Origin of the sequence: Roseibium salinum (genome assembly GCF_026240905.1) — a bacterium.
Lineage (GTDB): Bacteria > Pseudomonadota > Alphaproteobacteria > Rhizobiales > Stappiaceae > Roseibium > Roseibium salinum.
In genome coordinates, this window is sequence record NZ_JAPEVI010000003.1 from 318,425 (window position 1) to 343,763 (window position 25,339).

29 protein-coding genes and 1 tRNA gene are annotated in these 25,339 nt (G+C 60.2%); 8 read left to right on the forward strand and 22 right to left on the reverse strand.

Features of this window, described 5'->3' with window-relative positions; genetic code table 11:
- Nucleotides 1-35: 35 nt before the first annotated feature.
- Nucleotides 36-1,520: an Asp-tRNA(Asn)/Glu-tRNA(Gln) amidotransferase subunit GatA gene (gene gatA, locus ON753_RS05910; RefSeq protein ID WP_265961646.1), complete on the reverse strand. Its 1,485-nt coding sequence runs from the start codon at nucleotides 1,518-1,520 to the stop codon at nucleotides 36-38.
- Nucleotides 1,521-1,537: 17 nt separating this feature from the next.
- The gene (gene gatC, locus ON753_RS05915) at nucleotides 1,538-1,825 is read right to left on the reverse strand and encodes an Asp-tRNA(Asn)/Glu-tRNA(Gln) amidotransferase subunit GatC (protein WP_265961647.1); all 288 of its coding nucleotides are present in this window, start codon (nucleotides 1,823-1,825) and stop codon (nucleotides 1,538-1,540) included.
- A gap of 149 nt (nucleotides 1,826-1,974) precedes the next feature.
- Between gatC and ON753_RS05920 the strand changes: the two genes are divergently transcribed.
- The 3 genes from ON753_RS05920 (at nucleotide 1,975) to ON753_RS05930 (ending at nucleotide 4,340) form a co-directional block, all read left to right on the forward strand.
- The gene (locus tag ON753_RS05920; protein WP_265961648.1) at nucleotides 1,975-2,571 is read left to right on the forward strand and encodes a TetR/AcrR family transcriptional regulator; all 597 of its coding nucleotides are present in this window, start codon (nucleotides 1,975-1,977) and stop codon (nucleotides 2,569-2,571) included.
- Between the two features lie 139 nt (nucleotides 2,572-2,710).
- On the forward strand, nucleotides 2,711-3,205 hold the full coding sequence (locus ON753_RS05925) for a YHS domain-containing (seleno)protein (RefSeq protein ID WP_265961649.1): 495 nt from the start codon (nucleotides 2,711-2,713) through the stop codon (nucleotides 3,203-3,205).
- A gap of 331 nt (nucleotides 3,206-3,536) precedes the next feature.
- Complete coding sequence (locus ON753_RS05930; RefSeq protein ID WP_265961650.1) at nucleotides 3,537-4,340, forward strand: siderophore-interacting protein; 804 nt, start codon at nucleotides 3,537-3,539, stop codon at nucleotides 4,338-4,340.
- Nucleotides 4,341-4,373: 33 nt separating this feature from the next.
- Here ON753_RS05930 and ON753_RS05935 read toward each other — a convergent pair whose 3' ends face one another.
- From ON753_RS05935 to ON753_RS05960, 6 genes are all read right to left on the reverse strand, one after another.
- Nucleotides 4,374-4,751: a DUF805 domain-containing protein gene (locus ON753_RS05935; RefSeq protein WP_265961651.1), complete on the reverse strand. Its 378-nt coding sequence runs from the start codon at nucleotides 4,749-4,751 to the stop codon at nucleotides 4,374-4,376.
- Between the two features lie 67 nt (nucleotides 4,752-4,818).
- On the reverse strand, nucleotides 4,819-5,364 hold the full coding sequence (locus tag ON753_RS05940; RefSeq protein ID WP_265961652.1) for an NADPH-dependent FMN reductase: 546 nt from the start codon (nucleotides 5,362-5,364) through the stop codon (nucleotides 4,819-4,821).
- 38 nt (nucleotides 5,365-5,402) lie between these two features.
- Nucleotides 5,403-6,026, reverse strand: a complete 624-nt coding sequence (locus ON753_RS05945) for a LysE family translocator (RefSeq protein ID WP_265961653.1) — start codon at nucleotides 6,024-6,026, stop codon at nucleotides 5,403-5,405.
- 71 nt (nucleotides 6,027-6,097) lie between these two features.
- Nucleotides 6,098-6,847, reverse strand: coding sequence for a pyridoxine 5'-phosphate synthase (locus tag ON753_RS05950; protein ID WP_265961654.1), 750 nt, complete (start codon nucleotides 6,845-6,847; stop codon nucleotides 6,098-6,100).
- A gap of 166 nt (nucleotides 6,848-7,013) precedes the next feature.
- The gene (locus ON753_RS05955) at nucleotides 7,014-8,780 is read right to left on the reverse strand and encodes an SDR family oxidoreductase (protein WP_265961655.1); all 1,767 of its coding nucleotides are present in this window, start codon (nucleotides 8,778-8,780) and stop codon (nucleotides 7,014-7,016) included.
- A complete protein-coding gene (locus tag ON753_RS05960; RefSeq protein ID WP_265961656.1) occupies nucleotides 8,773-9,192 on the reverse strand; it encodes a thiol-disulfide oxidoreductase DCC family protein in 420 nt (139 codons plus the stop codon). Before ON753_RS05960 ends, ON753_RS05955 begins: the two co-directional genes overlap by 8 nt.
- Nucleotides 9,193-9,608: 416 nt before the next feature.
- Between ON753_RS05960 and ON753_RS05965 the strand changes: the two genes are divergently transcribed.
- Nucleotides 9,609-10,856: a GGDEF domain-containing protein gene (locus tag ON753_RS05965; RefSeq protein ID WP_265961657.1), complete on the forward strand. Its 1,248-nt coding sequence runs from the start codon at nucleotides 9,609-9,611 to the stop codon at nucleotides 10,854-10,856.
- A gap of 166 nt (nucleotides 10,857-11,022) precedes the next feature.
- Here ON753_RS05965 and serA read toward each other — a convergent pair whose 3' ends face one another.
- Both serA and ON753_RS05975 read right to left on the reverse strand, forming a co-directional pair.
- Complete coding sequence (gene serA / locus ON753_RS05970) at nucleotides 11,023-12,267, reverse strand: phosphoglycerate dehydrogenase (RefSeq protein ID WP_265961658.1); 1,245 nt, start codon at nucleotides 12,265-12,267, stop codon at nucleotides 11,023-11,025.
- A 204-nt stretch (nucleotides 12,268-12,471) separates the two neighbouring features.
- A complete protein-coding gene (locus ON753_RS05975; RefSeq protein WP_265961659.1) occupies nucleotides 12,472-12,804 on the reverse strand; it encodes an ArsR/SmtB family transcription factor in 333 nt (110 codons plus the stop codon).
- A gap of 149 nt (nucleotides 12,805-12,953) precedes the next feature.
- On the opposite strand from ON753_RS05975, the gene ON753_RS05980 reads away from it, so the two are divergent.
- On the forward strand, nucleotides 12,954-13,436 hold the full coding sequence (locus ON753_RS05980; protein WP_265961660.1) for an SRPBCC family protein: 483 nt from the start codon (nucleotides 12,954-12,956) through the stop codon (nucleotides 13,434-13,436).
- A gap of 150 nt (nucleotides 13,437-13,586) precedes the next feature.
- On the opposite strand, the gene ON753_RS05985 is transcribed toward ON753_RS05980, so the two are convergent.
- The 4 genes from ON753_RS05985 to ON753_RS06000 all read right to left on the reverse strand — a co-directional run bounded on the left by ON753_RS05985 (nucleotide 13,587) and on the right by ON753_RS06000 (nucleotide 17,917).
- Nucleotides 13,587-14,420: a hypothetical protein gene (locus ON753_RS05985; protein ID WP_265961661.1), complete on the reverse strand. Its 834-nt coding sequence runs from the start codon at nucleotides 14,418-14,420 to the stop codon at nucleotides 13,587-13,589.
- Nucleotides 14,421-14,625: 205 nt separating this feature from the next.
- Nucleotides 14,626-15,441 carry an arylamine N-acetyltransferase family protein gene (locus ON753_RS05990; protein WP_265961662.1) on the reverse strand — a complete coding sequence of 272 codons (816 nt, stop codon included), beginning with the start codon at nucleotides 15,439-15,441 and terminating at the stop codon, nucleotides 14,626-14,628.
- 102 nt (nucleotides 15,442-15,543) lie between these two features.
- The gene (gene ilvN / locus ON753_RS05995) at nucleotides 15,544-16,116 is read right to left on the reverse strand and encodes an acetolactate synthase small subunit (protein ID WP_265961663.1); all 573 of its coding nucleotides are present in this window, start codon (nucleotides 16,114-16,116) and stop codon (nucleotides 15,544-15,546) included.
- Nucleotides 16,117-16,141: 25 nt separating this feature from the next.
- Complete coding sequence (locus ON753_RS06000; protein ID WP_265961664.1) at nucleotides 16,142-17,917, reverse strand: acetolactate synthase 3 large subunit; 1,776 nt, start codon at nucleotides 17,915-17,917, stop codon at nucleotides 16,142-16,144.
- A 688-nt stretch (nucleotides 17,918-18,605) separates the two neighbouring features.
- Here ON753_RS06000 and ON753_RS06005 point away from each other — a divergent pair.
- Nucleotides 18,606-18,681 (forward strand) — tRNA-Lys (locus ON753_RS06005).
- 527 nt (nucleotides 18,682-19,208) lie between these two features.
- Here ON753_RS06005 and ON753_RS06010 read toward each other — a convergent pair.
- Nucleotides 19,209-19,583 (reverse strand): thermonuclease family protein, encoded by a 375-nt coding sequence (locus ON753_RS06010; protein ID WP_265961665.1) that lies wholly within the window; start codon nucleotides 19,581-19,583, stop codon nucleotides 19,209-19,211.
- A 2-nt stretch (nucleotides 19,584-19,585) separates the two neighbouring features.
- Complete coding sequence (locus ON753_RS06015; protein ID WP_265961666.1) at nucleotides 19,586-19,816, reverse strand: helix-turn-helix domain-containing protein; 231 nt, start codon at nucleotides 19,814-19,816, stop codon at nucleotides 19,586-19,588.
- A 92-nt stretch (nucleotides 19,817-19,908) separates the two neighbouring features.
- Here ON753_RS06015 and ON753_RS06020 point away from each other — a divergent pair, with 92 nt between their 5' ends.
- Nucleotides 19,909-20,577, forward strand: a complete 669-nt coding sequence (locus ON753_RS06020; RefSeq protein WP_265961667.1) for a hypothetical protein — start codon at nucleotides 19,909-19,911, stop codon at nucleotides 20,575-20,577.
- 565 nt (nucleotides 20,578-21,142) lie between these two features.
- The gene (locus tag ON753_RS06025) at nucleotides 21,143-21,502 is read left to right on the forward strand and encodes a hypothetical protein (RefSeq protein ID WP_265961668.1); all 360 of its coding nucleotides are present in this window, start codon (nucleotides 21,143-21,145) and stop codon (nucleotides 21,500-21,502) included.
- 172 nt (nucleotides 21,503-21,674) lie between these two features.
- Here the strand turns inward: ON753_RS06025 and gvpC are convergent, their stop codons facing one another.
- Genes gvpC through ON753_RS06055 form a run of 6 tightly spaced genes read right to left on the reverse strand, consistent with a single transcriptional unit; the run spans nucleotide 21,675 to nucleotide 25,173 of the window.
- Nucleotides 21,675-21,881 (reverse strand): gas vesicle protein GvpC, encoded by a 207-nt coding sequence (gene gvpC / locus ON753_RS06030; RefSeq protein WP_265961669.1) that lies wholly within the window; start codon nucleotides 21,879-21,881, stop codon nucleotides 21,675-21,677.
- The gene (locus tag ON753_RS06035; protein ID WP_265961670.1) at nucleotides 21,878-23,098 is read right to left on the reverse strand and encodes a hypothetical protein; all 1,221 of its coding nucleotides are present in this window, start codon (nucleotides 23,096-23,098) and stop codon (nucleotides 21,878-21,880) included. The genes gvpC and ON753_RS06035 overlap by 4 nt, the downstream gene beginning before the upstream one ends.
- Nucleotide 23,099: 1 nt before the next feature.
- On the reverse strand, nucleotides 23,100-23,516 hold the full coding sequence (locus ON753_RS06040; RefSeq protein WP_265961671.1) for a hypothetical protein: 417 nt from the start codon (nucleotides 23,514-23,516) through the stop codon (nucleotides 23,100-23,102).
- Entirely contained in the window at nucleotides 23,513-24,085 is a 573-nt protein-coding gene (locus tag ON753_RS06045; protein ID WP_265961672.1) for a hypothetical protein, read from the reverse strand. The genes ON753_RS06040 and ON753_RS06045 overlap by 4 nt, the downstream gene beginning before the upstream one ends.
- 12 nt (nucleotides 24,086-24,097) lie before the next feature.
- Nucleotides 24,098-24,601, reverse strand: coding sequence for a hypothetical protein (locus ON753_RS06050; RefSeq protein ID WP_265961673.1), 504 nt, complete (start codon nucleotides 24,599-24,601; stop codon nucleotides 24,098-24,100).
- A 2-nt stretch (nucleotides 24,602-24,603) separates the two neighbouring features.
- Nucleotides 24,604-25,173 carry a hypothetical protein gene (locus tag ON753_RS06055; protein WP_265961674.1) on the reverse strand — a complete coding sequence of 190 codons (570 nt, stop codon included), beginning with the start codon at nucleotides 25,171-25,173 and terminating at the stop codon, nucleotides 24,604-24,606.
- Nucleotides 25,174-25,339 lie beyond the last annotated feature (166 nt).

The window sequence follows — 25,339 nt, forward strand, 5'->3', positions numbered from 1 at the left end:
GTTGCCCGGAGCGACATTGTTGGAGCTTCAGGCGCTTACCCCCACCACTTTTCCGGCTCGAACGAGCCGGCGGCGTCTTCGACGACCTGGCCGATCTGGAAGAGCGTGCTTTCCTCGAAGGGCTTGCCGATCAGCTGCAGGCCGAGCGGCAGGCCGCTCTTGTCGAGGCCTGCCGGAACCGAAATGCCGGGCAGGCCGGCCATGTTCACGGTGACGGTGAAGATGTCGTTCAGGTACATCTTCACCGGGTCGGAGTGGAGGTCCTGGTCGGCGATGCCGAAGGCGGCGGACGGGGTTGCCGGCGTCAGGATGGCATCGACGCCATTGTGCCAAGCGGCGTCGAAGTCGCGCTTGATCAGGGTGCGGACCTTCTGAGCCTTGAGGTAGTAGGCGTCGTAGTAGCCGGCCGAGAGCACATAGGTGCCGATCAGGATGCGGCGCTTCACCTCTTCGCCGAAGCCTTCGGCGCGGGTGTTCTCGTACATGTCGACAATGTCCTTGCCCGGTACGCGCAGCCCGTAGCGCACGCCGTCATAACGGGCGAGGTTGGAAGAGGCTTCCGCCGGGGCGACGATGTAATAGGCCGGCAGGGCGTATTTGGTGTGCGGCATGGCAATGTCGACGATCTCGGCGCCTGCATCCTTCAGCCACTCGATGCCCTTCTGCCAGAGCTCTTCGATTTCGTCCGGCATGCCTTCCATGCGGTATTCGGCCGGGATGCCGATCTTCAGGCCCTTGACCGACCGGCCGATGGCGGCCTCGTAGTCTGGCACCGAGACATCCACGGAGGTGGTGTCCTTCGGGTCGACGGATGCCATGGATTTCAGCAGGATCGCGCTGTCGCGCACCGTATGGGCGACCGGGCCGGCCTGGTCGAGCGAAGAGGCGAAGGCGACGATGCCCCAGCGGGAGCACCGGCCGTAGGTCGGCTTGATGCCGACGGTGCCGGTAAAGGCGGCCGGCTGGCGGATGGAACCGCCGGTGTCGGTTGCCGTCGCGCCCATGCACATGCGGGCTGCCACGGCGGTTGCCGAGCCCCCGGACGAGCCGCCCGGCACCAGGTCCTGGTTGGAGCCCTTCTTGCGCCACGGATTGACGACGCTGCCGTAGTAGGAGGTCTCGTTGGAAGAGCCCATGGCGAACTCGTCCATGTTCAGCTTGCCGAGCATCACCGCGCCGTCGGCCCAAAGATTGGCGGTGACGGTGGATTCGTAAGGCGGCTTGAAGCCGTCCAGGATATGGCTGCAGGCCTGGGTATGAACGCCCTTGGTGGCGAACAGGTCCTTGATGCCGAGCGGAATGCCCTCCAGTGCTCCGGCTTCGCCCCTGGCAATGCGCTCGTCGGAGGCCCGGGCCATGTCACGGGCCTGATCGGCCGTCACCGCCACATAGGCGTTCAGCGCTTTGTTCGCCGCTTCGATGTTGCCGATAAACGCGTCGGTCAGCTCCAGCGACGTGTAGTCCTTGTTCTTCAGGCCTTCACGGGCCTCGGCGATCGTAAGTTTTGTAAGGTCGGTCATTGCAACGAGCTTCCCGGTTATTCGACGACTTTAGGCACGACGAAGAAATTGTCGTCGGATGCCGGCGCATTCGATGTGATTTCAGCGGCCTTGCCGCCGTCCGTGACGCCGTCATTGCGCTTCTTCATGGTCTGTTCGACCACGGAGGTGAGCGGCTCCACGCCTTCGATATCCACCTCGTTCAGCTGTTCGACAAAGCCGAGAATGGCGTTCAATTCGCCTGTCATGCGGTTGGCGTCGTCGTCACTCACCTTGATCCGGGCCAGCCGGGCAACGCGTTTTACCGTATCGGTATCAACAGACATTGGGTCCTCGTTTGGTTCGGCGCGCAGATCCTGCGCACGGGGTCCTGATCTCTTTGCGGCGGGCGGCGATCAAACTCAAGCCCTAAGGCTTGTCGTTGGCCGTCAATCTCCCTATTACGGTTCCAATGGGTACCGAAACGGAAGCAACGATGCGGACAGAAGCCGCCGGACGACCGCGCGAAAGCCGTGTGACCTCCGCATTGCTGGAGGCGACGCTTTCGGAGCTGGCTGCCCATGGCTATGAGAAGACCACCATCGCGGCAGTCGCCGCCCGGGCGCAAACGAGCAAGCAGGCCGTTTACAGGCGTTACGGCGACAAGGCCAGCCTCGTTGCAGCCGCCGTCGAGCACGGCCTGGAAGAGGCCAATCCTGCCGCGCCGCAGCGGGGCAGCGTTGCGGAGGATCTGAGGCAATGTCTGACGAACACGGCGACCGCCCTGCAGGACACGCCGCTGGGCGGCGCAGTCCGTGCTCTCGTTCCCCACCGGCATGTGCCGGCGCTGGCGAGCGTATTCGATGAAGCGGAGAACCGGCGCCGCCTGATCATGCGCCAGATCTTCATCGCCACGCCCTTCGAGGCGGATATGGAAACGCGGATCGACCTGCTGCTGGGGCTGATCTATTTCCGCCTGCTCTTGCGCAATATCGCCATCACGCCGGACGACATCGAAACCGCGATCTATCTCGTCCTCGGCCTGGTTGCACCCCGTGACCCGGCGGCGCTCCGGGGACTTCCGGGTGTTTGAACGATCACGACCTGCTCGCCGCCCGCTGGCAACTCTGTGATCACGGTTGATTGGCCTTCCGGAGCCGTTCGGCACATTTTCGTGTCGGCCAAGCGCGCCACCGGGAAAATGCCCTTCTTACCGCCGATGGAGACGAACCATGCCGCTCTACACGTCCAAGTCCGTTCTTCTGGGACTGACCGCTCTTTTCTCCGCAGCCGCCTTTACCGCCTCCGCCGATGAAATCACCACCTTCACCAAGGACGGTGCCGCCATTGGCGGGACGGATCCAGTCGCCTATTTCACGGAGGGCAAGCCGGTTGCCGGGTCGGATGAGTTCACGGCCGAATATGACGATGTGACATGGAAATTCGCGTCTGCGGAAAACCGCGACACGTTCGTGGCCGATCCGGCCAAATATGCCCCGCAATATGGCGGCTTCTGCGCCTTTGGCGCCGCCATGGGCTTCAAGGTTCCGGTCGTTCCGGATGCCTGGTCGATCGTCGACGGCAAGCTTTACCTCAACAATTCCCTGAAGGTTCAGGACCGCTTTGAAGAAGACATTCCGGGCTATATCCGGAAGGCCACGCTGAACTGGGAGGTCATCAAGGAAAAGAAGCCGGAAGACCTGAAAGAACCGATCATCCGCGAGTGACGACTTTTCGGGGACGACAAACCCTCACATCGTAATTCCGGGCGGAGCGGAGATCCGGGATCGGTGAGCCGAGGTCTATCGGACAAAGGGCAAGGACTTGCGGCTCTCCGGTCCCGGCTCGCGCTTCGCCTGGCCGGGACGACAACGCAATAGACGTGGTTCGTCGGCATCCTGGGCCACGCACCGGTCAAGCGGCGCGCTTTTGCGGTTTCGGGAGACCTGAAGCCGTATGGGTGACGGTCTGTCAGACATTTTCGAACGCTGCGGCTCTTCAGTTTCTTCTGCTTGGGTGCTAATTATGAGTGAAATACTCATCATTTAGGAGATGCCCGTGGCCGACCGCCCGAAACGCAGCCCCAGAATTCTCAACGTCCAGTCAGCCCGTTACCTCAGCCCGAACATGATCCGCGTCACCTTTGCCGGGCCGGAGCTGGAGGGCTTCCCGGAAGGCCACGAGGGGGCCAATTGCAAGCTTCTCCTGCCGCGCGAGGGCGAGAGCAGGGAGGCTTTCGCAGCGCATTTTGCCACCGACCGGCCGGAGGAGAAGGTTCATCCGGTCAGGACCTACACGATCCGTGCGTTTCGCCGCGACAGCCTTGAACTGGATATCGACTTCGTTGCCCATGGCGACGAAGGCCCGGCAAGCAGCTGGGCGCAGCAGGCCCGCGAAGGCTCGTTTCTGGGATTTCTCGGCCCCAGCCAGCCGAAGATTACCGAATACTACGCCGACTGGTATCTGATCGCGGCCGATCTGTCTGCCATGCCGGTCGCCGAGGCGACGCTCGAGGCCATGCCGCAGGATGCCCGGGGGATTGCCGTCTTCGAGGTGCCGTTGAGGGAGGATATCCGCGAGATAACGGCACCGGCAGCCGTCGAGGTGCACTGGCTGATCCAGGAAGACGCGCACGTGCCGTCGACCGCTCAGGTCGATTTCGTCAAGGCGCTGGATTGGCCTGCCGGGATCGTCCAGACCTGCATCGCCGGCGAAAGCTCAGTCATCCGCGCCTTGCGGGATTACCTGCACAACGAGCTCAAGGTGGAAAAGAAAGACACCTATATTTCCGGCTACTGGAAGATGGGCATGGTGGAAGACGAGCATCAGAAAATGAAGCGTGCGGAAGCGGCGGCTGCCTGATCCCGGCTTGCCTGCGGCTCCGGACGGGCGGCATCAGGTGATGATGTGCAGGCGGCTATCAGGCTCGGCCGGCGTTGAAAGCTTCTTTCCCGGTTCCACGCCGCAGAAATAGATCATCAGCCCGGTGCCGACCGCCGGAAGCAGGAAGGTGAGATACCAGAACCCGCTTCGCCCGGTGTCTCTCAACCTGTTGATGCAGGTTGAGAAGTTCATGTTGACGACAAGAAAAGCGATGAGCAGGAGGCTGGCCTGTTCATTGACCGTCTGAGGCCCTGCCGGCGCGCCGGATTCGGCAAACAGAAAAATCGTGACCAGCAGACCGGCGACGGCAAACGCGAAAATCACGAACTGAAGCAGCCACCATTGGAGACGGCCTATCCGCCCGTGGAAGGGATTGATGATCGCGGCCATCCGATCGCTCCTGGCTGTGGAGGCTTAAACCAAAGCTTTCGACAGTAGAAAACCATAAACCTGCGGTTTATTCAAATTCCTTCGACTGAACTGACCTTTGAAAATTCTCCAGGGCAGTCCTGATTACTGCCGCGTGGCTCGCGTCGGCACATATCATGTCCGCGTCGAGCCTGTTGGACGAGAGGCCAAGATGAATGCCCGCATCCGGAACGATGCGTGCCGCCATTGTCCGGAGAATCTCCTCCAGTTGTGCCGGGGCGAAGGCATGGCGGGCGGTGACATGGGCAAGGGCGACGGGTTTGCCGGGAAACCGCTGGCAGCCGACCATCCAGTCGAGGGTGTTCTTAAAGCTTCCGGGTAGACCATGCATGTATTCGGGTACCGCGAAAAGAAGACCGTCGGCCGCCGCGACCTGGGTCCGCAGATCCCGCGCGGGCTGCGGCAGAAGTGCGTCTTCATCCTGGTCCGGCGTGAAATGTGGCAGACCGGTAATGCCGGTATATCTGCTGACGCAGATACCTGCCGGGGCGAGCCGTTCGACGGCCTGCAACAGCGCCAGATTGGAGGAGGCAGCACGCAGGCTGCCGCAGAAGGTCAGGATCTTGACAGGCAAGGTACCGATCCGGTTGGTGTGACGGGCGGTGGTTTCGTTCAGCGGGAGGCTGTCGCGAGCGCCGTGCCGAAGCCGACGAACAGTCCGCCGGTGATCCGGCGCACCCAACGCATGCGCCTGGCGGACGTCAGGAAGCGGCGCATATGTGCGCCGGCGAATGCGATAGTCGCATGGTTGAGGAAGCAAAGCGCGGCGTAGGTGAAGGAGAGGATCGAGATCTCGGCCAAGTCGATGCCGTCGGGCCGCATGAATTGCGGAAAGAGCGCGGTGATTACGAGGATGGCCTTGGGATTGGTCACCGATACCAGAAACGCCTGCAGGAACAGCTTCCAGCCGCTGTTGCGTGCCGCGGGCAGGCCGTCCTGGAGGTGAAAGCCGGACTTGTCGCGCCAGACCTTGATGCCGAGATAAATCAGATAGGCCGCGCCGATGAGTTTCAGCACCGTGAAGGCGACCGCCGACGTTGCCATCAGGGCTCCGAAACCGAGGGCGACGGCGTAGCCGATCACCACAAGGCCGACGGCATTGCCGGTGGCGGAGGCAAGCGTCGCGTTCCGGCCGAAGCGAAGCGTATTGGAAATCGCCAGCATGACGGCGGGGCCCGGGCTGATCGCGGGGATCAGCGAGACGGCGACGAAGACGAGCCAGAGATCGATGGGCATGGGGAATTCTCAACAGATGACAGGAACAGCAGATTGCAGGAAGGGGACGTTGCGGGGCAGGGAGCGTATGGTCACAGTTCACCCATGGCTCTCCTGAAGCGCTGGACGCTCGCCCCGAACCCGTAGACCAGTGCGTCCGCGGTGAAGCCGTGGCCGATGGACATTTCGCGAATGAAGGGGGCCCTGGCGATCAGCGCCGGAATGTTCTCGACCGTCAGGTCGTGTCCGGCATTGACGCCCAGTCCGCACGCACGCGCGGCTTCTGCTGCGGCGACAACTCGATCCAGTTCCCTCGCGGCCTGGGCAGGGTCGTCATAACAGGCGCCAAAGGGCCCGGTGTAGATCTCGATGCGTTCAGCCCCGATCCGAGCGGCGTGTTCAGGAGCGGCGGGATCCGGATCGCAGAAAAGCGAGACGGTGACGGCCCATTCCCTGACAGCGGCAATCGCGCTTTCCAGTGCACCGGTGTCCTTTGCAAAATCCCAGCCGTGGTCGGATGTGGTCTGGTCCGGCGCGTCCGGCACGAAGAGCACCTGCTCCGGCCGGGCATCTTCCACCAGTTTGAGAAAATCGTCGGAAGGATAGCCTTCCAGGCACAATTCCTTGTTGGGAAAGCGGTCTTCGATCAACTCCGCCAGGTCGAACACATCCGACTTGCGGATATGGCGTTCGTCGGGGCGCGGATGAACGGTAATCCCTTTCGCTCCGGCTTCCATCGCAATCGCCGCAAGGCCGATCACGCTCGGCCACGGCAGGTCGCGGCGGTTGCGCAGCATAGCGACGGCATTGACGTTCACGGAGAGACGGGAGACGGAAGGCATTGTTAAAATTCCGGGTGAAGCGGTTGCGAGATTGATTCAAGAAATTAGGGCATCTTTGCAGATTTGGACCAAAAGCCATTGAAGTCAAACAGGAAATTGTCTCTAGGGACAATGTTGTCCGGTCGGCTGACAAGACGCTCCGGGAAATGTTGGAGCAGAACTCCGGTCATGGTTCGGCGCGCTCCGTTCTCCTCGGTGTCACGCCGGGCCGGCAATTCAAAGCCTCAGCGTGAACGGCGCCGGAAGGGCGCAGGTCTTCCGGCCGAGCCTCTTCAAGCCAGCCCTGATAGTGAACCAGCAAACCGATCCCCGGCAGGGAAAGTTTTACATCGAAGTGAAACCTGTCGTCCGTTACGAACTCCGTCGCTGCACTGACCGGAAGGAGCCATTTCGGCAGGGGCAGCCCCAGGAGCGTTCCGCGGCGAACCGGATAGTGAAGCTGTCCGTCTTCAAGATGAAGATCGATGTCGAACCTCACCAGGCCGAATCGTTCACGGATATGGCCCGACCCGGTGTCGTCCCTTGCACACAGGTGCGACGTGAATGCCTTGCTGCCGAAACAGCGTCGCCAGGTTTCGCCGTCCTGGTGTCGGTCGATCCCTACGCTCACGGGCGTCTCTGCCGCCTCGGGCGGAAACCCGACCATCCGGCACAGCAGATTGCCAAGGAGCGAGCGGCCCCTGGTCACCTTGGCCTGTCCCGCCCAGTGGCGGCGGTCATAGACCGTGTGCAGCGCCTGGATCGGCTGCGGCAAATTAGCGAAGGTGTCGCCGAGGACCTGCTGGAACAGCGTTGGCCGCGTATCGGCCGACATGAATGTTCTGACATTGAGAGGCGCCATCGCGGCGTCTGCTTCGCGAAGCGTAAATTCGCCCAGGCAGGGGCGAGCACCCGGTTGCACGGCGTCTCCGGAAATCCGTTCGCAAAGAACCGTGGCAGCGACCGCCGGAATGTGCGGCCCGTCACCGGCCTCGGCAATCAGCGTCCAGCAGCGCGAAAGGGGCCGCCCCTGGAGATCGGATCCGCAAACCCTGACTTCCATGCCGCCGCGGTCGGTGCCGAGCGGTTTCAGCCGGTTCGCGGTCCATTGAAGGGCCTTTGCGGCATGTTCCAGCGAGCGGATCAGCCCGAGCCTGACCAGCCAGGAAAGGCCCCAGAGGCCGAGATGCATGAGCGGCAGTTCCAGGCCGGCGCGGAACAGAACCGTCCGCGCGCCATAGTGATCCGGAAACAGGATGAGATCCGGAGCGCCTATGAAGGACGACCAACGTGGCGGCAGGCCGCCATCGCCCGCACGCCCGAGCCTGCGTTTCCGAAGGCCCGACCAGCCGGACACCGTCTGGCGAATACCGTCTCTCGTGATGACGAGCGGCCGGCCCGCTTGCGCAAGGATCGCCCGGATGACGGACAGCCCGCGCGGGGCACGGTTGCCGGGCAGGATGGTGCTCTCGATCAGATCCAGGCGCGTGAAGTCCGTTTTTAGCGTTTCCACGGCGGCCGAGGATAGCGCCGGAACACTCGACACGCCTGACAGCACTACGCAGCCGGCCGCTTTCGCCTGCCGGTCGAGCGCGTGGATGCCTCTCGTGAATGCGCCGTCGTCCGCCAGATCGAGATAGTGGCTGCCGGTTTTCAGTGCGGCCTCGGCCACCCGGTAGAGATTGCCGCCATAGGCCTGGAAGGGACCGGCCGCATCCACGGTGATGAACGGTGACAGCGCAGCCAGGGCAGCCGGAAAATCCGCTGCCTCACGGTCCAGCACAGCCGGCGTCCCGCCAGTTTGCGCACAGAAGCGTTCCGCCTGTTCAAGGCTGCGCCCGGCGACGATCACCTCGAACCGGGATGAACGAAGCAACGCTTCGGCCAACCTGCCGCCGAAAACCCCATATCCGCCGAGGATCACCATCCGCCGGGTCGAAACTGCTTCAGTCAATCAGCCGGTCCTTGATCTCTTGGGAGGGAAGGGGACATGAGCGCCAGCCGACACGATAGCGGTTCTGCGCGATTCGGTCATAGAGCCAGTCGGCGACTTTTGCGGGCAGGAGATCAAGGACGGTGAAAAGCCGCCACGGCCAGCCGAGACTGCGCATTGCGGCGGTGAACGAGGCCATCCTTGTATAGGCGTTGCCGTCCAGGATGACGATATTGCTCTCCATCAGGTCCGGATCGAGACCGTAGCGGCGGTAGAGCGCGCGGCCGGTTTCGGAATGGGCATCCACGAACCTGAAGCCTGCATTCTTGTCGTGGGTCGCCATGAACCGCGCAAAGCCGGAACACAGGACACAGATGGCGTCGAAGACGATCAGATTGCCGGTGACGGGTTTTTCATCCCGGGGCAGAATCATGCCGCAGACTCCGTTCTGGAAACGCGCTACAGCGTTACCTACCATCAAACACCCTTGTTGCCGAAGCTTCGATTCCGTTGCATTCGGATTGCCCGGTTGCGATGTCGAAGGGCGGCGCTCTGCCTTCGCATTCCGGTGGTGACGACCCGATCCCAAGGCCTCTATTTTCACCGAAGTAATTTGTAATACTGATGACGTAATCTGCTTTTGGTGGTTAACTGCGGCCAACAAGGCTGTTTTCATATTGTTCCTGCATCGTCACGTGAAGAAATCGGATTCCCTTACTTCTCCAGAGCCAGTCATCGGGCCAACCGGGCTTCGTCACGGTTCGCCGGGCGGCTCACGTGGACATGACCTGGTGAGGGAATCGATGCATACATTATGGCCCCAACCAAAAGTGGAGCCCTGACGCGCCCATGGCGATCTACAATGCGTTTCTCATGTTCGCCCAGGCGGCGGTTTATTTCGCGGTGATGATGAGCCTGCTTCGCGTCCGCGGGACGATCGGTATCGGCGTTTTCATGTGCGCGCTCGGCGTCATGCACTTCCTGGAAACCTATCTCGCCAGTGTCTTCTATATCCAGTTGCCGTTCGGGATCGTCTCGCCGGGATCGACCGTACTGTTTTCCGGCAAGCTGCTGATGATCCTCCTGCTCTATATCCGCGAAGACGCGCTGGTGGCGCGCCAACCGATCTATGGCCTGCTGATCGGCAATTTTCTGATCGTCGCTCTGGTCATGATCCTGAGAAACCACGATACGGTCGTCGTCACCGACGGCCGCATTCCGGACATCGCCTTCGTGGACGAAATGGGCCTCCTGATGGTCTGGGGAACCATCCTGCTGTTCATCGATTCCATTGCGATCATCGTCCTCTACGAGCGAATAGGGGTCTGGGTCGGCCGCAATCCGGCGCTGCGGTTCCTGATTTGCGGCGCCGCGGTCCTGACATTCGACCAGGCCGGCTTTTTCCTGGCGCTGCACTATGTCTCCGGCGCGCCGTGGCATGTATTCTTCGGCGGCTGGGTCGCCAAGATGATTGCGACCGTTGTCTATACCGGGTTCTTCGTCGCCTACCTGAAGTTCTTCAATGACGAGCGGGGCTGGCTGACCAACCGGCCATTGAAAGACGTTTTCCAGGTGCTGACTTACCGCGAGCGCTACGAAGACCTTCTGGAGGCGACCTCCTACGACCACCTGACCGGAACCCTGCATCGCCGCCAGTACGACCAGGAAGCGCCGGAAATCCTGGCGCGGAGCCTGAAGGACGGCCGGACCCTTTCCCTCCTGGTAATCGATATCGACCATTTCAAGCAGGTGAACGACCGCCACGGCCATCAGGTCGGCGACAAGGTTCTGACGACCATTGCCCGGATGTTGAAGGAGAACCTGCGCTCGGACGATCATCTCTACCGGGTCGGCGGCGAGGAGTTCGTCCTGCTGTGCGAGCGCCTGCCTGCCGAGGGAGCCGTCTCGATGGCCGAACGGATCAGGAAGAGCATCGAGCGGTTCAGCACCATTTATCTGCCCGAAAAGGTTACCGTCAGCATCGGGATCTCCAGTGCGCCGGTGGACGGCGAAAACATAGAGGACCTGTTCCAGCGGGCTGATGTTCGCCTTTACGAGGCAAAGAAACAGGGCCGGAACCGGGTGGCCGGTCCGTGATCTGACTGGAGCGGCAGGCGGTCTCAAGCCTGCCGGAACATTTCGGATTTCATCGTTCCGGCACGCTTGGCTCTGTCCGGGGCGACGAGGCAAGGGAACCGTCAACAAAAACGAAAGCCCCCGGCAGTCCGTCCGCCGGGGGCTTTTCCATTCCGTAGCTTGCGGGTCAGACCCGGTTGAGCAGTCTGGCCCGGATGGTATTCGGCAGGGTGCGGATTTCTTCCAGGATCTTCACCGGATCTTCGACCGGGCTGTCCACGTCCATGACCACGTAGCCGATGTCCTGGTAGGACTGCAGATACTGGGCGGAGATGTTCAGGTTGTGCCGGGTGAAGAGGTCGTTGAGCGTGCGCATGGCGCCGGGGGCGTTGTGATGCACCTGGATGAAGCGCGTCGCGTCCGTGCCCTTGGGCAGTTGAACCTGGGGGAAGGAGACGGCGCCGATGGTGGAGCCGACATCGGAATATTCGACCAGCCGCTTGCAGACTTCCTCGCCGATCCGGGCCTGCGCCTCTTCCGTCGATCCGCCGATATGCGGCGTCAGGATAACGTTTTCGAGGCCGCGCAGCGGGGAGAAGAACTCGTCCTTGTTGGATTTGGGTTCGACCGGAAAGACGTCGATGGCCGCACCCGCCAGATGGCCCGACTTCAGGGCCGCGGCCAGGGCCTCGATATCGATCACCTTGCCGCGGGCGTTGTTGATCAGGAACGCGCCCTTCTTCATTGCGGCAATCTGATCCGCGCCGAACATGTTGCGCGTCTCCTGCGTGTCCGGCACGTGGAGCGAAACGACATCGGATTCCCCGAGCAGTTCCTCCAGCGTCTCCGTCGGCATCACGTTGCCGTGCTGAAGCTTGTCGACCAGATCGAAATAGATGACCCGCATCCCCATGGCTTCGGCCAGGTTCGACAGCTGGGTGCCGATATTGCCGTAGCCGATGATGCCGAGGGTCTTGCCGCGCACCTCATGGGAGCCGGCGGCGCTCTTCATCCAGCGGCCCTCATGGGCGGCGGAGGATTTGGGGAAGATGCCGCGCATCAGCATGACGATCTCGGCGATCGTCAGCTCGGCCACCGAGCGGGTGTTGGAGAAGGGGGCGTTAAAGACGGGAATTCCGCGGGTCAGCGCGCCGTGCAGGTCCACCTGGTTGGTGCCGACGGAGAAACAGCCGACCGCGACAAGGCTCTTGGCCGCATCGAGTATTTCGTCCGTTACCTGGGTGCGCGAGCGGATGCCGAGCATCTGGACGCCCTGCAGCTTTTCAATGAGGGCGTCCTTGTCCAATGCGCCTGGCAGGACTTCCACGTTGTTGTAACCGTTCTTTTCCAGAACCGCGCGCGCGGTCGGCGAAATGCCTTCCAGCAGCAGCCAGCGGATCTGATTTTTCGGTCGGGAAAGACCGTGATTCATGGCGAAAATGCCTTCTTGGTCTGATGAGTTGAAACGCGCCGGATTGGCGCTGAAGCGCGGGTGTTGTATACGCGCTCATCCGTGTCGCGTCTAGGGTACGGACCCAAATATTAACTTCCCTGGCCGCTCTGGAGCGGGCCGTATTCAAGGCGCGAAGGCGCAGGAAATCCGGCCGGTTTTCAAGTCTTCGCAACGCAGGAGATGTCAGTTCGGGGGCGTCTCCAGATCGGATTTGAGCCGGTCCAGCATGTTGACCGCGTTTTCCGCATATTCGCCGATCCACCGGTCGTGGATTTTCTTGATCGGCAGAGCGTTGAGATAGTTCCAGCGCTCCCGTCCCTTGCGCTGGACGATGATGAGGTCCGCCGCCTCCAGAACCCGCATGTGCTGCATGACCGTGCAGCGGTCCAGGTCGGGAAACGCGGCGCAGAGCGCCCCCGTCGTCTTGGGGCTGTCCTTCAGGAGATCGAGGATGTGCCGGCGGCGGTGATCCGCCAGCGCCTTGAAAATCCGGTCCGAATCATCTGTGCTTGACATGTTATGATTTTATAACATTATGGAGCCGCGAACAAGGAGGAACCCTTGCGTAGCTCGGATTTGCCGGCAGGCACGGGTTCTTCGTCCAGGCAAGCTGGCGGCGCATGCGCAAGGCAGTGCCGTGATTTCTGTTGTGTATGGAGTGAGACATGGGACTGTCATTCAAGATCGCGGGCCGCATTGCAAAACCCGTTTCCGAGGTTTTCGAAGCCGTGGCCAATCCGGACCGGCTGTCGGCCTATTTCACCACGGGCGGTGCCGAGGGGCGGCTGGAAACCGGCGTGACCGTCTACTGGGATTTCGCAGATTTTCCGGGCCGTTTTCCGGTCAAGGTGACGCGGGTCGTCAAGGACAAGGAAATCGTGCTGCAATGGGCCGCGCATGAAAGCGGCGAGGTGAGTTCCTCGGGCGTGATGCCCGAAGCGGCGAACTACGACACCATGGTGACCATGGCCTTCGAGCCGCTTGATGACGGGCGCACACTGGTGACCATCAGCGAGGAAGGCTGGCGCGATACGCCCGGCGGCCTGAAAGCCTCCTACGGCAACTGCGAGGGCTGGACCCAGATGCTGTGTGCCTTGAAGGGCTGGGTCGAACACGGCGTCAATCTGCGGGAAGGCTTCTACAAGTAGGCCGGGCCACATCTGGCTAGAATATATGCAGCTTTGCCGACAAACCGGACATTGCGCCCACGGCGCAAGGTCGGTCATCATCTGGGTTCTGGGACTTGATCAGGAGGCGCAGCGGCCGTTGGGTCCACCAATGGGGTGTACGCCAACCCCTCAATACCAGAACCCCTCCCGGCGCCAGATCGTGAAGTGGCCCCGGACAGGCGGCGCAGGTGTCCCGCCGTCGATGGTAAATTCCATGCCGCCCTTGAGGCCCTTGCCGCCGGTCCGGCGCAGGATGACATACTCGTTGCACTGGGGTCCGCCGCTGGAGCTCTGGCACATGTCGATGCGGGCGCGCTTGTCGTCGATCTGTTCCCAGACCCAGTCGACCAGCGCCACATGGCCGTTCCAGACCATGAAGTCGAGCGGCCTGACCTCCTTTATGTCATCGATGTTGATCTTGGCGACCTGTTCCGGGTAGCGCTTGGGCGAAACGCCGTAGTACTTGTCCCACTCGCCGGTATAGATCAGGAAATTGGCGACGAAACCGATACAGTCCATGCCGAAGAAGCGGTCCTGGACCATTTTCTGCAGTGCGGCCTGATCCGACATCTTGTCGAAATAGAGCTTCTTGATCTTGCCGGTCGCCTCGACATCCTTGGAGCCGTCCTTGCTGGCACGGCCGCAGACCTCGACCTTGTACTTGTCGAGGAGATCCTTGTTCTTCAGCATGAAGTTCCAGATCTTCACAAAGGCCTTGTCGTTGCCCTGACCCTTGAGCGCAAGGTCGATCGCGAGCCCGCCGACATGCTGGTTCAGCGTGACGCCGTTCGCATCCTTGATCCAGCGGAAGTTCTTGTAGAGGCTGGTCGCGCTGTCGTTGCCGCCGTTGCCGCGGTCCTTGCACAGATACTGACTGAGCCTGACCGGACCGGCGCTGGTCTGAAGACCCGGACTGGTGAGATGATTGACGTATTCGTACGGCAGGAAAAAGGACTCGGCCACATTCACTCTCCCTAGATCGGGCCCTCGACGGTCCCCTGACTGGCACTGTGATCGGCGTCTTTCCATCAGAACACCGGCGCCCCAGATTGCGCTGGACGCTGGAGCCTTTCTGTCTCCTACATCACATAATTCCGGTATTCGCCCATGCAGACGATCGCTTCAGGCCGCAAACCCCGATCGTCGGCGGTGCGTTGGCGCTTGCCGGCTAGGCCGCGCTTGTGACGCTGTTGAGGCGGGTGGCGATGGCGCGGATCACGTCGTCGCCGTAGCCGAGACCGAGATCCTGGCGCATGAAATGCGTCAGGTCCTCCAGTGCCAGGATGTCCCGTTCCTCTTTGCCGCCAGTGCCGACGAAACGGGCGCGTCCGTCCAGGAAGCTGATCCAGCCATCGTCAGTCAGCCGGTAGAATTTCATGGTCGAGGAAAAGGAAAGATCGGGCGACGTGGCGCACAGATAATTGGCCGCCTCGATATCCGCCTGCCGCACGTCCACCCGGTCAAAGCCGTAGAGCGGAAACCAGCCATCAACCGTCTTGCGTTCCAGCACGTGCTCGCCGGGGGTTTCATCGAAGCGTATGCGGTAGACCTGATCCCTGATCGGCTGTTCTTCACCCTCCGCAATGCGGACCGGTTCGGCCGGGGCCCGGCCGCCGAAGCCGGCATCGACAAGCCATTCCTGCCCGTCCAGGGCCACGACGAAGGCCAGATGGGTTCTGGCACCGCCTTCCGCCTCGCCCATGCGCACGCGCGCAAGCACCTTTCGGGACGTGAAACCGACCGCCTCGAGGGCATTGCCGAGCAGCGAGTTCAGTTCGAAGCAGAAGCCGCCGCAGCGCTCGTCGACGAGCTTCCGCCACAGGCTCTCCCCGGCAAGGTCGGGAACCCGGCCGGAAAAGGGGAGGACGTTTTCAAAGGGAATTGCGCTGATCTGCGCTGATTGAAGCTGTCTGAGGCCCGCCAGATCGGCGCTGCAGCTTTCAAGGCCAATCCGGTGGAGGTAGGGGGCAAGGTCAAAGGACATGAGAAATACCAGACGTGGAAACAAAGAGACCCGCCGCATGTAGGCGGCGGGTTCTCGTTGTTAGAGTCCCGATCTGCGGATCGGCGGCGCCTTCAAGGCAGATTACAGCCCTTCCGGCCCGCGCTGCACGGCCGCGACGCCGGTGCGGGAGACTTCCACCAGGCCGAGCGGCTTCATGATGGAGATGAATTGCTCGATCTTCGACGTCCGGCCGGTGATCTCGAAGACGAAATGCTCGGTGGTCGCGTCGATCACCGTTGCGCGGAAGGCGTCGCCCAGGCGCAGGGCTTCCAGGCGCTTGTCGCCGGTGCCGGTCACCTTGACCAGGGCCAGTTCGCGCTCCAGCGGCTTGTCCTGGTTGGCGCGGCGGGCGCGCACGGTGAGGTCGGTGACGCGGTGGACGGGCACCAGACGGTCGAGCTGATGGCGGATCTGTTCGATGATCATCGGCGTGCCCGTGGTCACGATGGTGATCCGGGACAGGTGCCTTTCGTGTTCGGTTTCCGACACCGTCAGGCTGTCGATATTGTAGCCGCGGCCGGAGAACAGGCCGATCACCCGGGCAAGGACCCCCGGCTCGTTGTCGACGAGCAGGGACAGGGTGTGTGTTTCGGTCTCGTTGCTGACTTCGGCCAGGAAATAGGCGGAAGGGGCATCCACATTCTGTGCGTTCATTTCAAACTATCCTTTTGCCCGGCACTCAAACGAGGCTCTTGCCTTCGGCACTGATCGCGTTGGCGAGCGCCTCGTCGTTGGCCTCGTCCGGCAGCAGCATTTCGTTGTGAGCCTTGCCCGAGGGGATCATCGGGAAACAGTTGGCGAGGTTCGCGACACGGCAGTCGAACAGGACCGGCTTGTCGATTGCGATCATCTCTTCGATCGCGCCATCGAGGTCGCCCGGCTTGTCCACCCGGAAGCCGACGCCGCCGTAAGCCTCCGCCAGTTTGACGAAGTCGGGCAGGCTGTCGGTATAGGAGTGCGAGAGGCGGTTGCCGTGCAGCAGCTGCTGCCACTGGCGGACCATGCCCATGTACTGGTTGTTCAGGATGAACGCCTTGACCGGCAGGCCGAACTGAACGGCGGTCGACATTTCCTGGATGTTCATCAGGATGGAGGCGTCGCCCGCAATGTCGATGCACAGCGCGTCGCGATGGGCGGCCTGTGCGCCGATGGCCGCCGGCAGGCCGTAGCCCATGGTGCCGAGGCCGCCGGACGTGAGCCAGTGATTGGGCTCCTCAAAACCGTAGAACTGCGCCGCCCACATCTGATGCTGGCCGACTTCCGTGGAGATGAAGGTCTTGCGGTGCTTGGTCAGTTCATAGAGCCGCTGGATCGCGTATTGCGGCATGATGACATTGTCATTCGGCTTGTAGGCCAGCGAATTGCGGGCCCGCCAGGCGTCGATCTGCGCCCACCACACCTTCAGCGCCGTCTCGTCCGTCTTCATGGAGGACGAGCGCCAGATGCGCACCAGGTCTTCCAGGACATGGCCGACGTCGCCGATGATCGGCAGGTCGACATTGATGGTCTTGTTGATGGAGGACGGGTCGATGTCGATATGGATCTTGCGCGAGTTCGGCGAGAAGGCGTCGGTGCGGCCGGTGATGCGGTCGTCGAAGCGCGCGCCGATGCAGACCATCAGGTCGCAGTCGTGCATCGTCATGTTGGCTTCATAGGTGCCGTGCATGCCCAGCATGCCGAGCCAGTTGTCGCCCGACGCCGGATAGGCGCCCAGGCCCATCAGCGTGGACGTGATCGGGAAGCCGGTCAGCGACACCAGTTCGCGCAGCAGCTGGCTCGCCTGCGGGCCGGAATTGATCACGCCGCCGCCGGTATAGAGCACCGGCTTTTTGGCCGCCGCCATCAGTTCCGCCGCCTGCCGGATGCTGGCTGCGTCGCCTTTCATCTGCGGGCGGTAGCTCTTGTGGGCTGATGCCGGGTTGGGCGTCGGGCCCTGATAGGTGCCGGTGGCGAACTGGACGTCCTTGGGAATGTCGACGACGACGGGGCCCGGACGGCCGGACGTGGCGACATAGAAGGCTTCATGCAGGATGCGCGGCAGGTGCTCGACATCGCGCACCAGCCAGTTGTGCTTGGTGCAGGGGCGGGTGATGCCGACCGTGTCGCATTCCTGGAAAGCGTCGTTGCCGATGAGATGGGTCGGCACCTGGCCAGTGATGCACACGAGCGGAATGGAATCGAGCATGGCATCGGTCAGCGCGGTCACCATGTTGGTGGCGCCGGGACCGGAAGTGACGAGCGCGACGCCCGGCTTGCCGGTGGAGCGGGCATAGCCTTCGGCCGCATGGCCGGCGCCCTGCTCGTGACGCACCAGAATATGCTCCAGACCTTCCTGCTGAATGAGCTCGTCATAGATGGGAAGCACTGCACCGCCCGGGTAGCCGAAAATCGTATCAACTCCCTGGTCTTTCAGCGCCTGGATGACCATTTCGGCGCCGGTCATTTCCCGTGTCATTCGTTCCGTCCTTGCATTAAGCGCCTGAATTTTCAGGCTTGGCTCTTCAGATCGGCCTGCAGGCAGGTTGAAACACCTGGATGCTCTGGCTCGCTAGTTTTCACCCTGGCGCATGCGGCGTCAAAGACCCGGGTGGCGGGAGAGGGGCGTTGTCAGGAGGCGGATACAAAAAAAGGCCCCTGAGGGAGCCTTGGTCGCGCGCCGTCCTGTCCGTACGGGGTCTATCCCGCCGCGGAGGCGCGCCTTCCTACCACTACTAGAATGAGCGACATCATCATGCCGTCCCGGTCCTTTGATGCTGCAGGCCGTCAGGGCCTTTGTGGACATGTCTTGCGGGAAATCCCGCGCCAGCCCTACCGGAAGCCGCATGACGGCATCAATACAACACGTGGCACAAGCCCGTCATGTCCGACCGGTCTTGATGCGCTGCACCCTAGTGAGGCGGGTTTGACCGGTCAAGCCTTAATTTCGAAAATTGCGCAAAGGGTGCGCTATGTTTCTGAAAGTTGCCAGCGGGGCTGTTTCGCCCGGCGGATCTTGCAATCAAAACTTGCCCGAAGCCGCCGGGCGCCAAGCGCATAACCGTATTGATGAAAAAGTGACATAAAAAGCATTGCGTCACGGCAGGCCGCATTATATACAGCCGCAATCCGACGCGCCGCGCATTGCCGCGGCCCTTGTCGCTTACGGGTGTGTAGCTCAGTTGGTAGAGCAGCTGACTCTTAATCAGCGGGTCTGGGGTTCGAGCCCCCACTCACCCACCAATTTCTTTCTTAAAATCAATTGCTTAGACGCTAACCTTCAAGGGGTGGTAGTGCGGTGCATTTTTGTGTCCGTACTATGTCCGGAATCTGCCGGCGTATTATCTGTTTCCATTTTGCTCCCTATTTTCTGGTTCCAGGGACAGGAAGAAGGAGAGGGGAGTGTCGAGGCCGTCATCAGTCAGCCCCATAAACATTGCGTTCGCCAAGGCGCGTTGCGCTGGCATAATCATCGACTTCCAGTACTGCGCCTATTACGAGGTGGCTGGCTTTGATGGATTCGGAGATCAGGAGCTTGTCATAGAGCTGCCCAGGCAATGGAACTGGCGCTGCCCTCGATGTGGTGGCCAGGATATCGAGTGCCGACCGAAATATGTTTCCAAGAAAGCGTGACGAGATTGGATCGGACTGGAAAAGAGAAACGATTAGGGTAGCGCTGACTCTCGCCGCTCGCTCAAGGTCGTCAGCATTTCAGAAGTCGGCGGCTAAATACTCTCGTTTCCAGTGCCGCTCCATCGAAACGTAGTTGGTCAATTTTCATTGCACCAATCTGGAAATTCATCCGATGGCATTACCTGCACCAGTCCTTCCTCCATCAAAACAGACCCGGCGCTACGCCCATTCGGCAATATGACCCTGACCAGGGGCCACTCGAGAAAGCCCTGATTTCCTGAATAGAAAACCTGGACACCGGGCGTATCCAAAAATTCCTGCATGCGAGCCTTCGCCGCAACGCCAAGTTCACGTTCCTTTTGACATCTAGCCCGATATATCTCTGGCGCAACATAGCTGGAGTGAAATGGCCCACCGTCGCCCAAATCGCGCATAGGTATGCGATCGCATTGAATGCTGTCTCCACTAATGGCAAGCAGTTGGGTGCACGTGAGAAGAACGGTGGATTTCATTGCTATCCAGCCTTTTGGAAAACTGTCGCAGTTTGTACCGTTGCCCCCCGTTCGACAAAAACAATCCCGTGGGCTTCGTAAACTGCCTTGATGGCCTGGATTGTCGATGTCTTTGCATCGCCGCCATTTTCAATGCGTGAAATCGTGTTGGGCGTTACGCCGGCCTCTGCCGCGACTTCCCGAACACCCATTTGAAGAAGCGCCCTTGCCATTCGTGCCTGTTCTGCATTCATCGATATAAAAGCCTGCCGCATAGATACGTTGTATTGACGCAGATTTGTTCTGCGCGTATTGATACACTGTATCCATGAAGGAGTACATTACTATGCCCGACAAATCACAGGTATCAACAAATCCGATTAACCGCCGCAATATGCTGACAGGATCGGCTGCCGCGCTGTCCACCCTGGCAGTCACTAACCTCCCCGCCAGTGCGGCAGACAATCCCGATGCCAAGCTAAAAGAGTTGTTCAAGCTCTACGAACATGCAGTTGAGCGCATGAACACCGCCGACAGGGAAATGACGGAGCTGTTCAAGATTGTCGATAAGGAGCTGCCCTACGAACCGCCTATGCCCAAGGACATTGACGACACAATGCCGCCAGACGTTCAAGAAGCCTTCAACGCAATGACGTTTGGCCAATTCGCCCGCAAGGATTTGCCGGAAATTTACAACAAATGGCATGACGATCTGGAAGAAAGGCAGCGGCAAGCCAAGGAAGAATATCAGGCGTACGAGGAAACCCACGCGCGCCTGAAGGAGAAGTACAACATTGGCGAATTCGAGGATCGCGCGGATAGGTGTTTTGGGGAATATTCGGAACTTCGCTATCAGATCTTTGAAACGCCCGCTCAAACGCTGGAAGGTGTGAAGATCAAAATGCGGGTGATCGAGCTTGAACCCGCCTTGTCTGGCCAAAGCTCTTATGACGACAACCCCGGCACCTTGGCTGTCATCGAAGACTTGCGCCGGCTATTGCGTGTTACAGCCTGAACTGAATTTTGCTCAACATTACAGCGCGGTTGGTTTCGACCTGCCGCGCTTTTCTTTTGAGTGTGGTTTGACTCTCTTCTCGTTTCTCGTGTGTACTTTCCATCACAGTTAAGCGAGGGGGAGAATAAAATGGCGGATGTGGAGCCACAACCATTAAGCTCAATCGCCCCAAATGCTGAGTTCACATTAACAACAGCAGCGCTAGTTGACAGACCAGAACTTTCAAACCTCGTAACGCAAATATTTTCGCTATGGACGGTAATCGAGCACGATTTTCAAATACTATTTGCTCGAATTATCGGACCTGACAATGTCGCCGCCCACGCGGTCTACTCGGCACTCAACAATCAAGGAATCCAAAGGCAGGCTCTCAATGCCGCGGCCAAGGCACGATTTGGAGAGACGAGCGAGCAATTTGAGGTTTTCTCTGCCGTCTTGGCCATGTGTACACGCGCTGGAAAGATTCTGACACACGCTTGCACACTGGCGATGGGGAGTTTCTTCAGATCTTCCAGACGCTCTGCTGCTTGCCGATCCAAGGGACGTCAAGCTTGTTAACCTCACCATGACCAACATGCGATCAATTAGACCCCTGGACGGCGAAAAACATGGTGAGCGGCTGGAAAGACTTTTTAAAAATGTAACATTCGATACGTCCGCAATATTTGTCTATCAACCGAAACATCTTGATGCAGGATTAAAGAATTTGGGGCAAGCCGCGACAGCTTTATCGAATTTCGATCTCTACATTAATCCCATGACAACAGCAGAAGATGCCGAGGAAGCAAAACGGGGTTGGGGGGGACGATTCGCTAAAGCAATTGATGCGGGAACAAGCGCTGAAGCACTCCGCCGATTATCCACCTTAAGTCTGTTTCAGGAGGCTCGTGCCCAGTTAGCGTCGGGCAAGAATAGAAATCCTTGATTTCGGCCCTGATCGCGGTTGAGACCATCTCAGGTGTAATATCGATATTTGGACATACAATATTTTTTACAGCGTTGGCCATTGTCAAAATTCCCTCTGAAACAGGCTCACAAAAGGCCGAACACGATGGCCAGGACAAAGCCGAAAGACGCCGCGAAGAGGAAGCCGGGGATCAAGCGCCGGTGTCCGTCAAAATGTGCTGTGCCCACGCGGCCTCGATCTGTGCCCGGCGAAGCTCGGCAGCGGCGACGGTGGCCTGCGGCTCTGCGAAATACCTGGCAACGCGTGCTTGCTGCTCAGCGTCGTGCAGAGAGCGGCGGCTTTCCTTTGCCTGACGTAACTGTTCTTCACGGAGTCGCGCCAGGAACGTGACCATCATTCAATCCCTTCTTCCAGTGCAGGCTTGAGAAAACCATACGTTGCCGTCCGGACGCCAGGCAATGACCCGCCGGGGATTTGCCGGACCAGTGAGCCCACGCCGCCCTTCGTAAAGCTCCCCTTGGCAGTCTGTTCGGCAATCGTGCTCAGGTCTCTGAACAGGCCCGCAGATGGCCCCAGGACCGCGCCCAGCTTGTTGCGCTGCGCATACCGGGACAATGACCCTCCCCGGTCTTCGTCCTGCGCTGCCGCCTGGATTCCGGACTTGATGCCGATCGGCATTCCCAGCTTTTCCGCAGTGTTGGAAACCTCGAATGGGATTGTCAGGATGCCGGAGCGGTCCAGGCCTTCCGAGATCCATAGCCCCGGATTGTCCAACAGGCGGTTAGCTCCCTCAGTGTCGCCCCGTTCCATGAACTTCAAATAGCCGATCATCATTCCGAGGGCGGAGGCAAAGACGAGGTTTTCAGCCAGGCGCAGCGGGTTTTCCTGAAGGCCGGCGATCAGCACTCGTTGATGAGCGGCAAGAGCAAACCCTTTGAATTGCATCACCAATTTCCAGCCGTTGTTCTGCATCCATACCGGATTGTCAGCAACGCCCTTTGTGATGATCGTGCGGTCCACGTCCTTGTTGAGCGCCGCGGCCCAGGTTCGGGCAGCCTGGGGATCGGTCCAGTCACCGACGTTTGCGCCCCAGATTCCACGCTCTTCAACACCGTGTGTCCTGATCTGGTCCGCAATCCTGCCGGCCATGTTCTCATCAATGCCGAGAAAGGCGAGATAGCGCTTTTCAGCATCGGGAAGCTTGGAATAATCGACCTGAAGCACTCCCCCGCCCTGAGGGCTTTGGATTTCCTGCGTTGCTTTGAGGATGTTCCGCGCCATGCGGTTCTGCGTCATTACCGACGCGATCGTCTTCATGCCATCGTTCCAGTAGCTAAGACCGGTCGCTTTTGAAAACACGTTTGAAGCGTTGGACAGGAACCGTTCATAGGATGAGCCGTAGCGGTACGGATCAGACAAATCCGCCAGGGACGCAAGCCGGCTTTGCAGGACCACTTCCGTAATCGCGCCCAGGTCGCGCGCATCGCCGCGGGAAATCTTCGCCGCCTTGAGGTTTGAGATAAGCGCCGGCAGAGCCTCGCGCATTGTCGCCCGAAGACCATGAACGCCGATAAATCGGGCCGCGTCCGTTACGCTCGTGAGCATGACACCCATTTCAGGCCGCCTTTCTCTCGTGCAGACCGGTTCCCGCGAACGGGATCAGAAGTTTCAGGGCCTCAAGTTCCGCGCCCTCCGGTTTGTCAAAAAAATCGATCTTGTCGATCGACGTGATAACGCTGGCGGGGATTGGAACAACGGTTGGCGGGTTCAATTGGCCGAACAAAAAAACCGTTTCGCCCTCGACCGCATATTGTCCCAGGGCGATCTTGACGAGACCCGCCATCCCTTCGTCAGAAAGAGCATTCACGAACTGAGCCCAAGGGCCGGTAAAACCCGTCAGAAGCACGCTCACCAGGTCAAAAACAATAACATCGTCCCCAGGCCGTGCCTCAAGCCATTCCCCCGCCTCAATCAGGTTCCCCATGCAGGAACCGGAAAATTCTATCGTGTACGATAGGTTGGGCATCGTCATTTCACCATCGCCTTCAGGATTGCGGTTTCCGCCCCCTGATCAAGGCCCACCCACCAGTCCGCAAAGGCTTTCCGGTCGGCTTCTGAGAGTTGGCCGACAATCCGCTTCAAGGTCGCATTGACCTTCGAAACATTTCGGCGGGCATTCGAGCCCCATTGCGCCGCAAGATTTGCCCCGTCTTCGGTCTTGCGAAATGCGGCCATCTCTTCGTCACTCGCGGCCCGGACATAGCCGGACCCGCCTCCGCTCAGTTCATCGAAAACAGCAGCCTGCGCAGCCTCGGGCAACGCGTCGAAGCTCGAAAGCGTCTCTTCCGCAAGATCCTCTGCCATCCCGTCGAGAATAGCTAAGGCCGTGCCCTGGGCCACTCCTGCACGCACCTGGACGCCTCCCTCCCGAGCCCACGCCTCCCGGTTTTTGGCCGGCAAATTGTCGCTCACGACGACAAGGTGCGGCGCGGCGGCCGGCATGAAGGCATCGGAGCCGTAGCGACTGCCGGCGATCGTCTCTGCCGCGCTTGCTGCCGGCGCCCAATCAGGGCGATGGATTACGTCATTTCGATCGGTCACTTAGAACCTCCATCACATGCCAACGGCTTTGGGATACGACGCGATGCAGGCCGTGCGGGCGCTTTCTTCGGTCAGAAAACCTTGTGCAAACTTCCGCGCGCCGGACCGCTTGTCATAGACGAAATAGTGACCGGTCTCGAACTTGAGTTCATGGAATTCGTCACTCCATAGATCCGCACTGGCCTCACGGAATTCGCTGATTTTGCTGAACCGCAGGTGTGCGCCCAGGCGATCGGCTTTCCAGACCCGGGCCTCGCAAAACCACGATTCATCGGACGAAAAGATTGTGAGTTTATCCTTGATGATCAACGATTTACTGCGGTCGCCCTGCACCCGTTTCCAGATGCTCGGAGTTTGCAAATCGCTCTTGTCCGCGCCTTCCGGCAAGTGGATCACCCATTCCCGATAGACCTGACCCTCACTCTGCATCTGAACTTGCCTCGGATCGACTTCGATAACTTCGCGGTCATCGTCAATGTCGGCGGCCTGCTTTGCTGCTACGGTTTGTTTTGTCACGATTATTTCTCCAAGATCGATTTCAAGTGCGGTTCCAGAATCCGGGCTTCCTCTGCCGCCCAGGACTCGTCTTGCTTCTGCGTGGTCGTCATCCAGGGGATATTGCCAAGCCGTTGCGGATGTCCCGGAACCGTCTTCATGACGGCGCTCAGCCGGTTTGAAAGGCGCTTGGGGAACTCCAGTGCCGACAGCGGCCCCGGTGTTCCTTCGCCGCTGATTTCATGCGCTAGGGCAACCATTTCCTTGTTCAAGGCAATTGCCCTGCCGACTTCCGCCGCGAGCTGCCGGGCGCCTTCTTCGGCACCCTGAAGGGCTTCGGTGCGCTTCTTGGCAAGCTCCTGCAATTGGGACTTCCGTTCGGTCTTTTGCTGTTGCCTAGCCTGTGCCGCCGTGTGACGTTGCCGCCTGACCTGTTCGCTCTGAGCGTCCCTCAAGGCCGCTAGCTCGGCTTCCGCGTTGACAACCTCGGCAGGGTTGAAATCATCGCCGTCGAGCATCGCCGTCGCTTGTCGAGCCTTCAGATTTTCAAGGTGGGACGCGGCGGCAGTCAAACGCTGCGCTATATCAGTCAAAGTCCACCTCCTGTTTTTCCGCCAGTCGCCAGAGGCCGCCCCAGGCCCCTCTGTTCCCAGAACCGGCGGCGTTCGGGGTCCAGCGCCTCCAAGTACTCCCGAAGGCTTGGGGGATTTCCCGGTGCAGGGACCAACGGCTGGCGATTGGCCGGCGGCTTGGCGACGA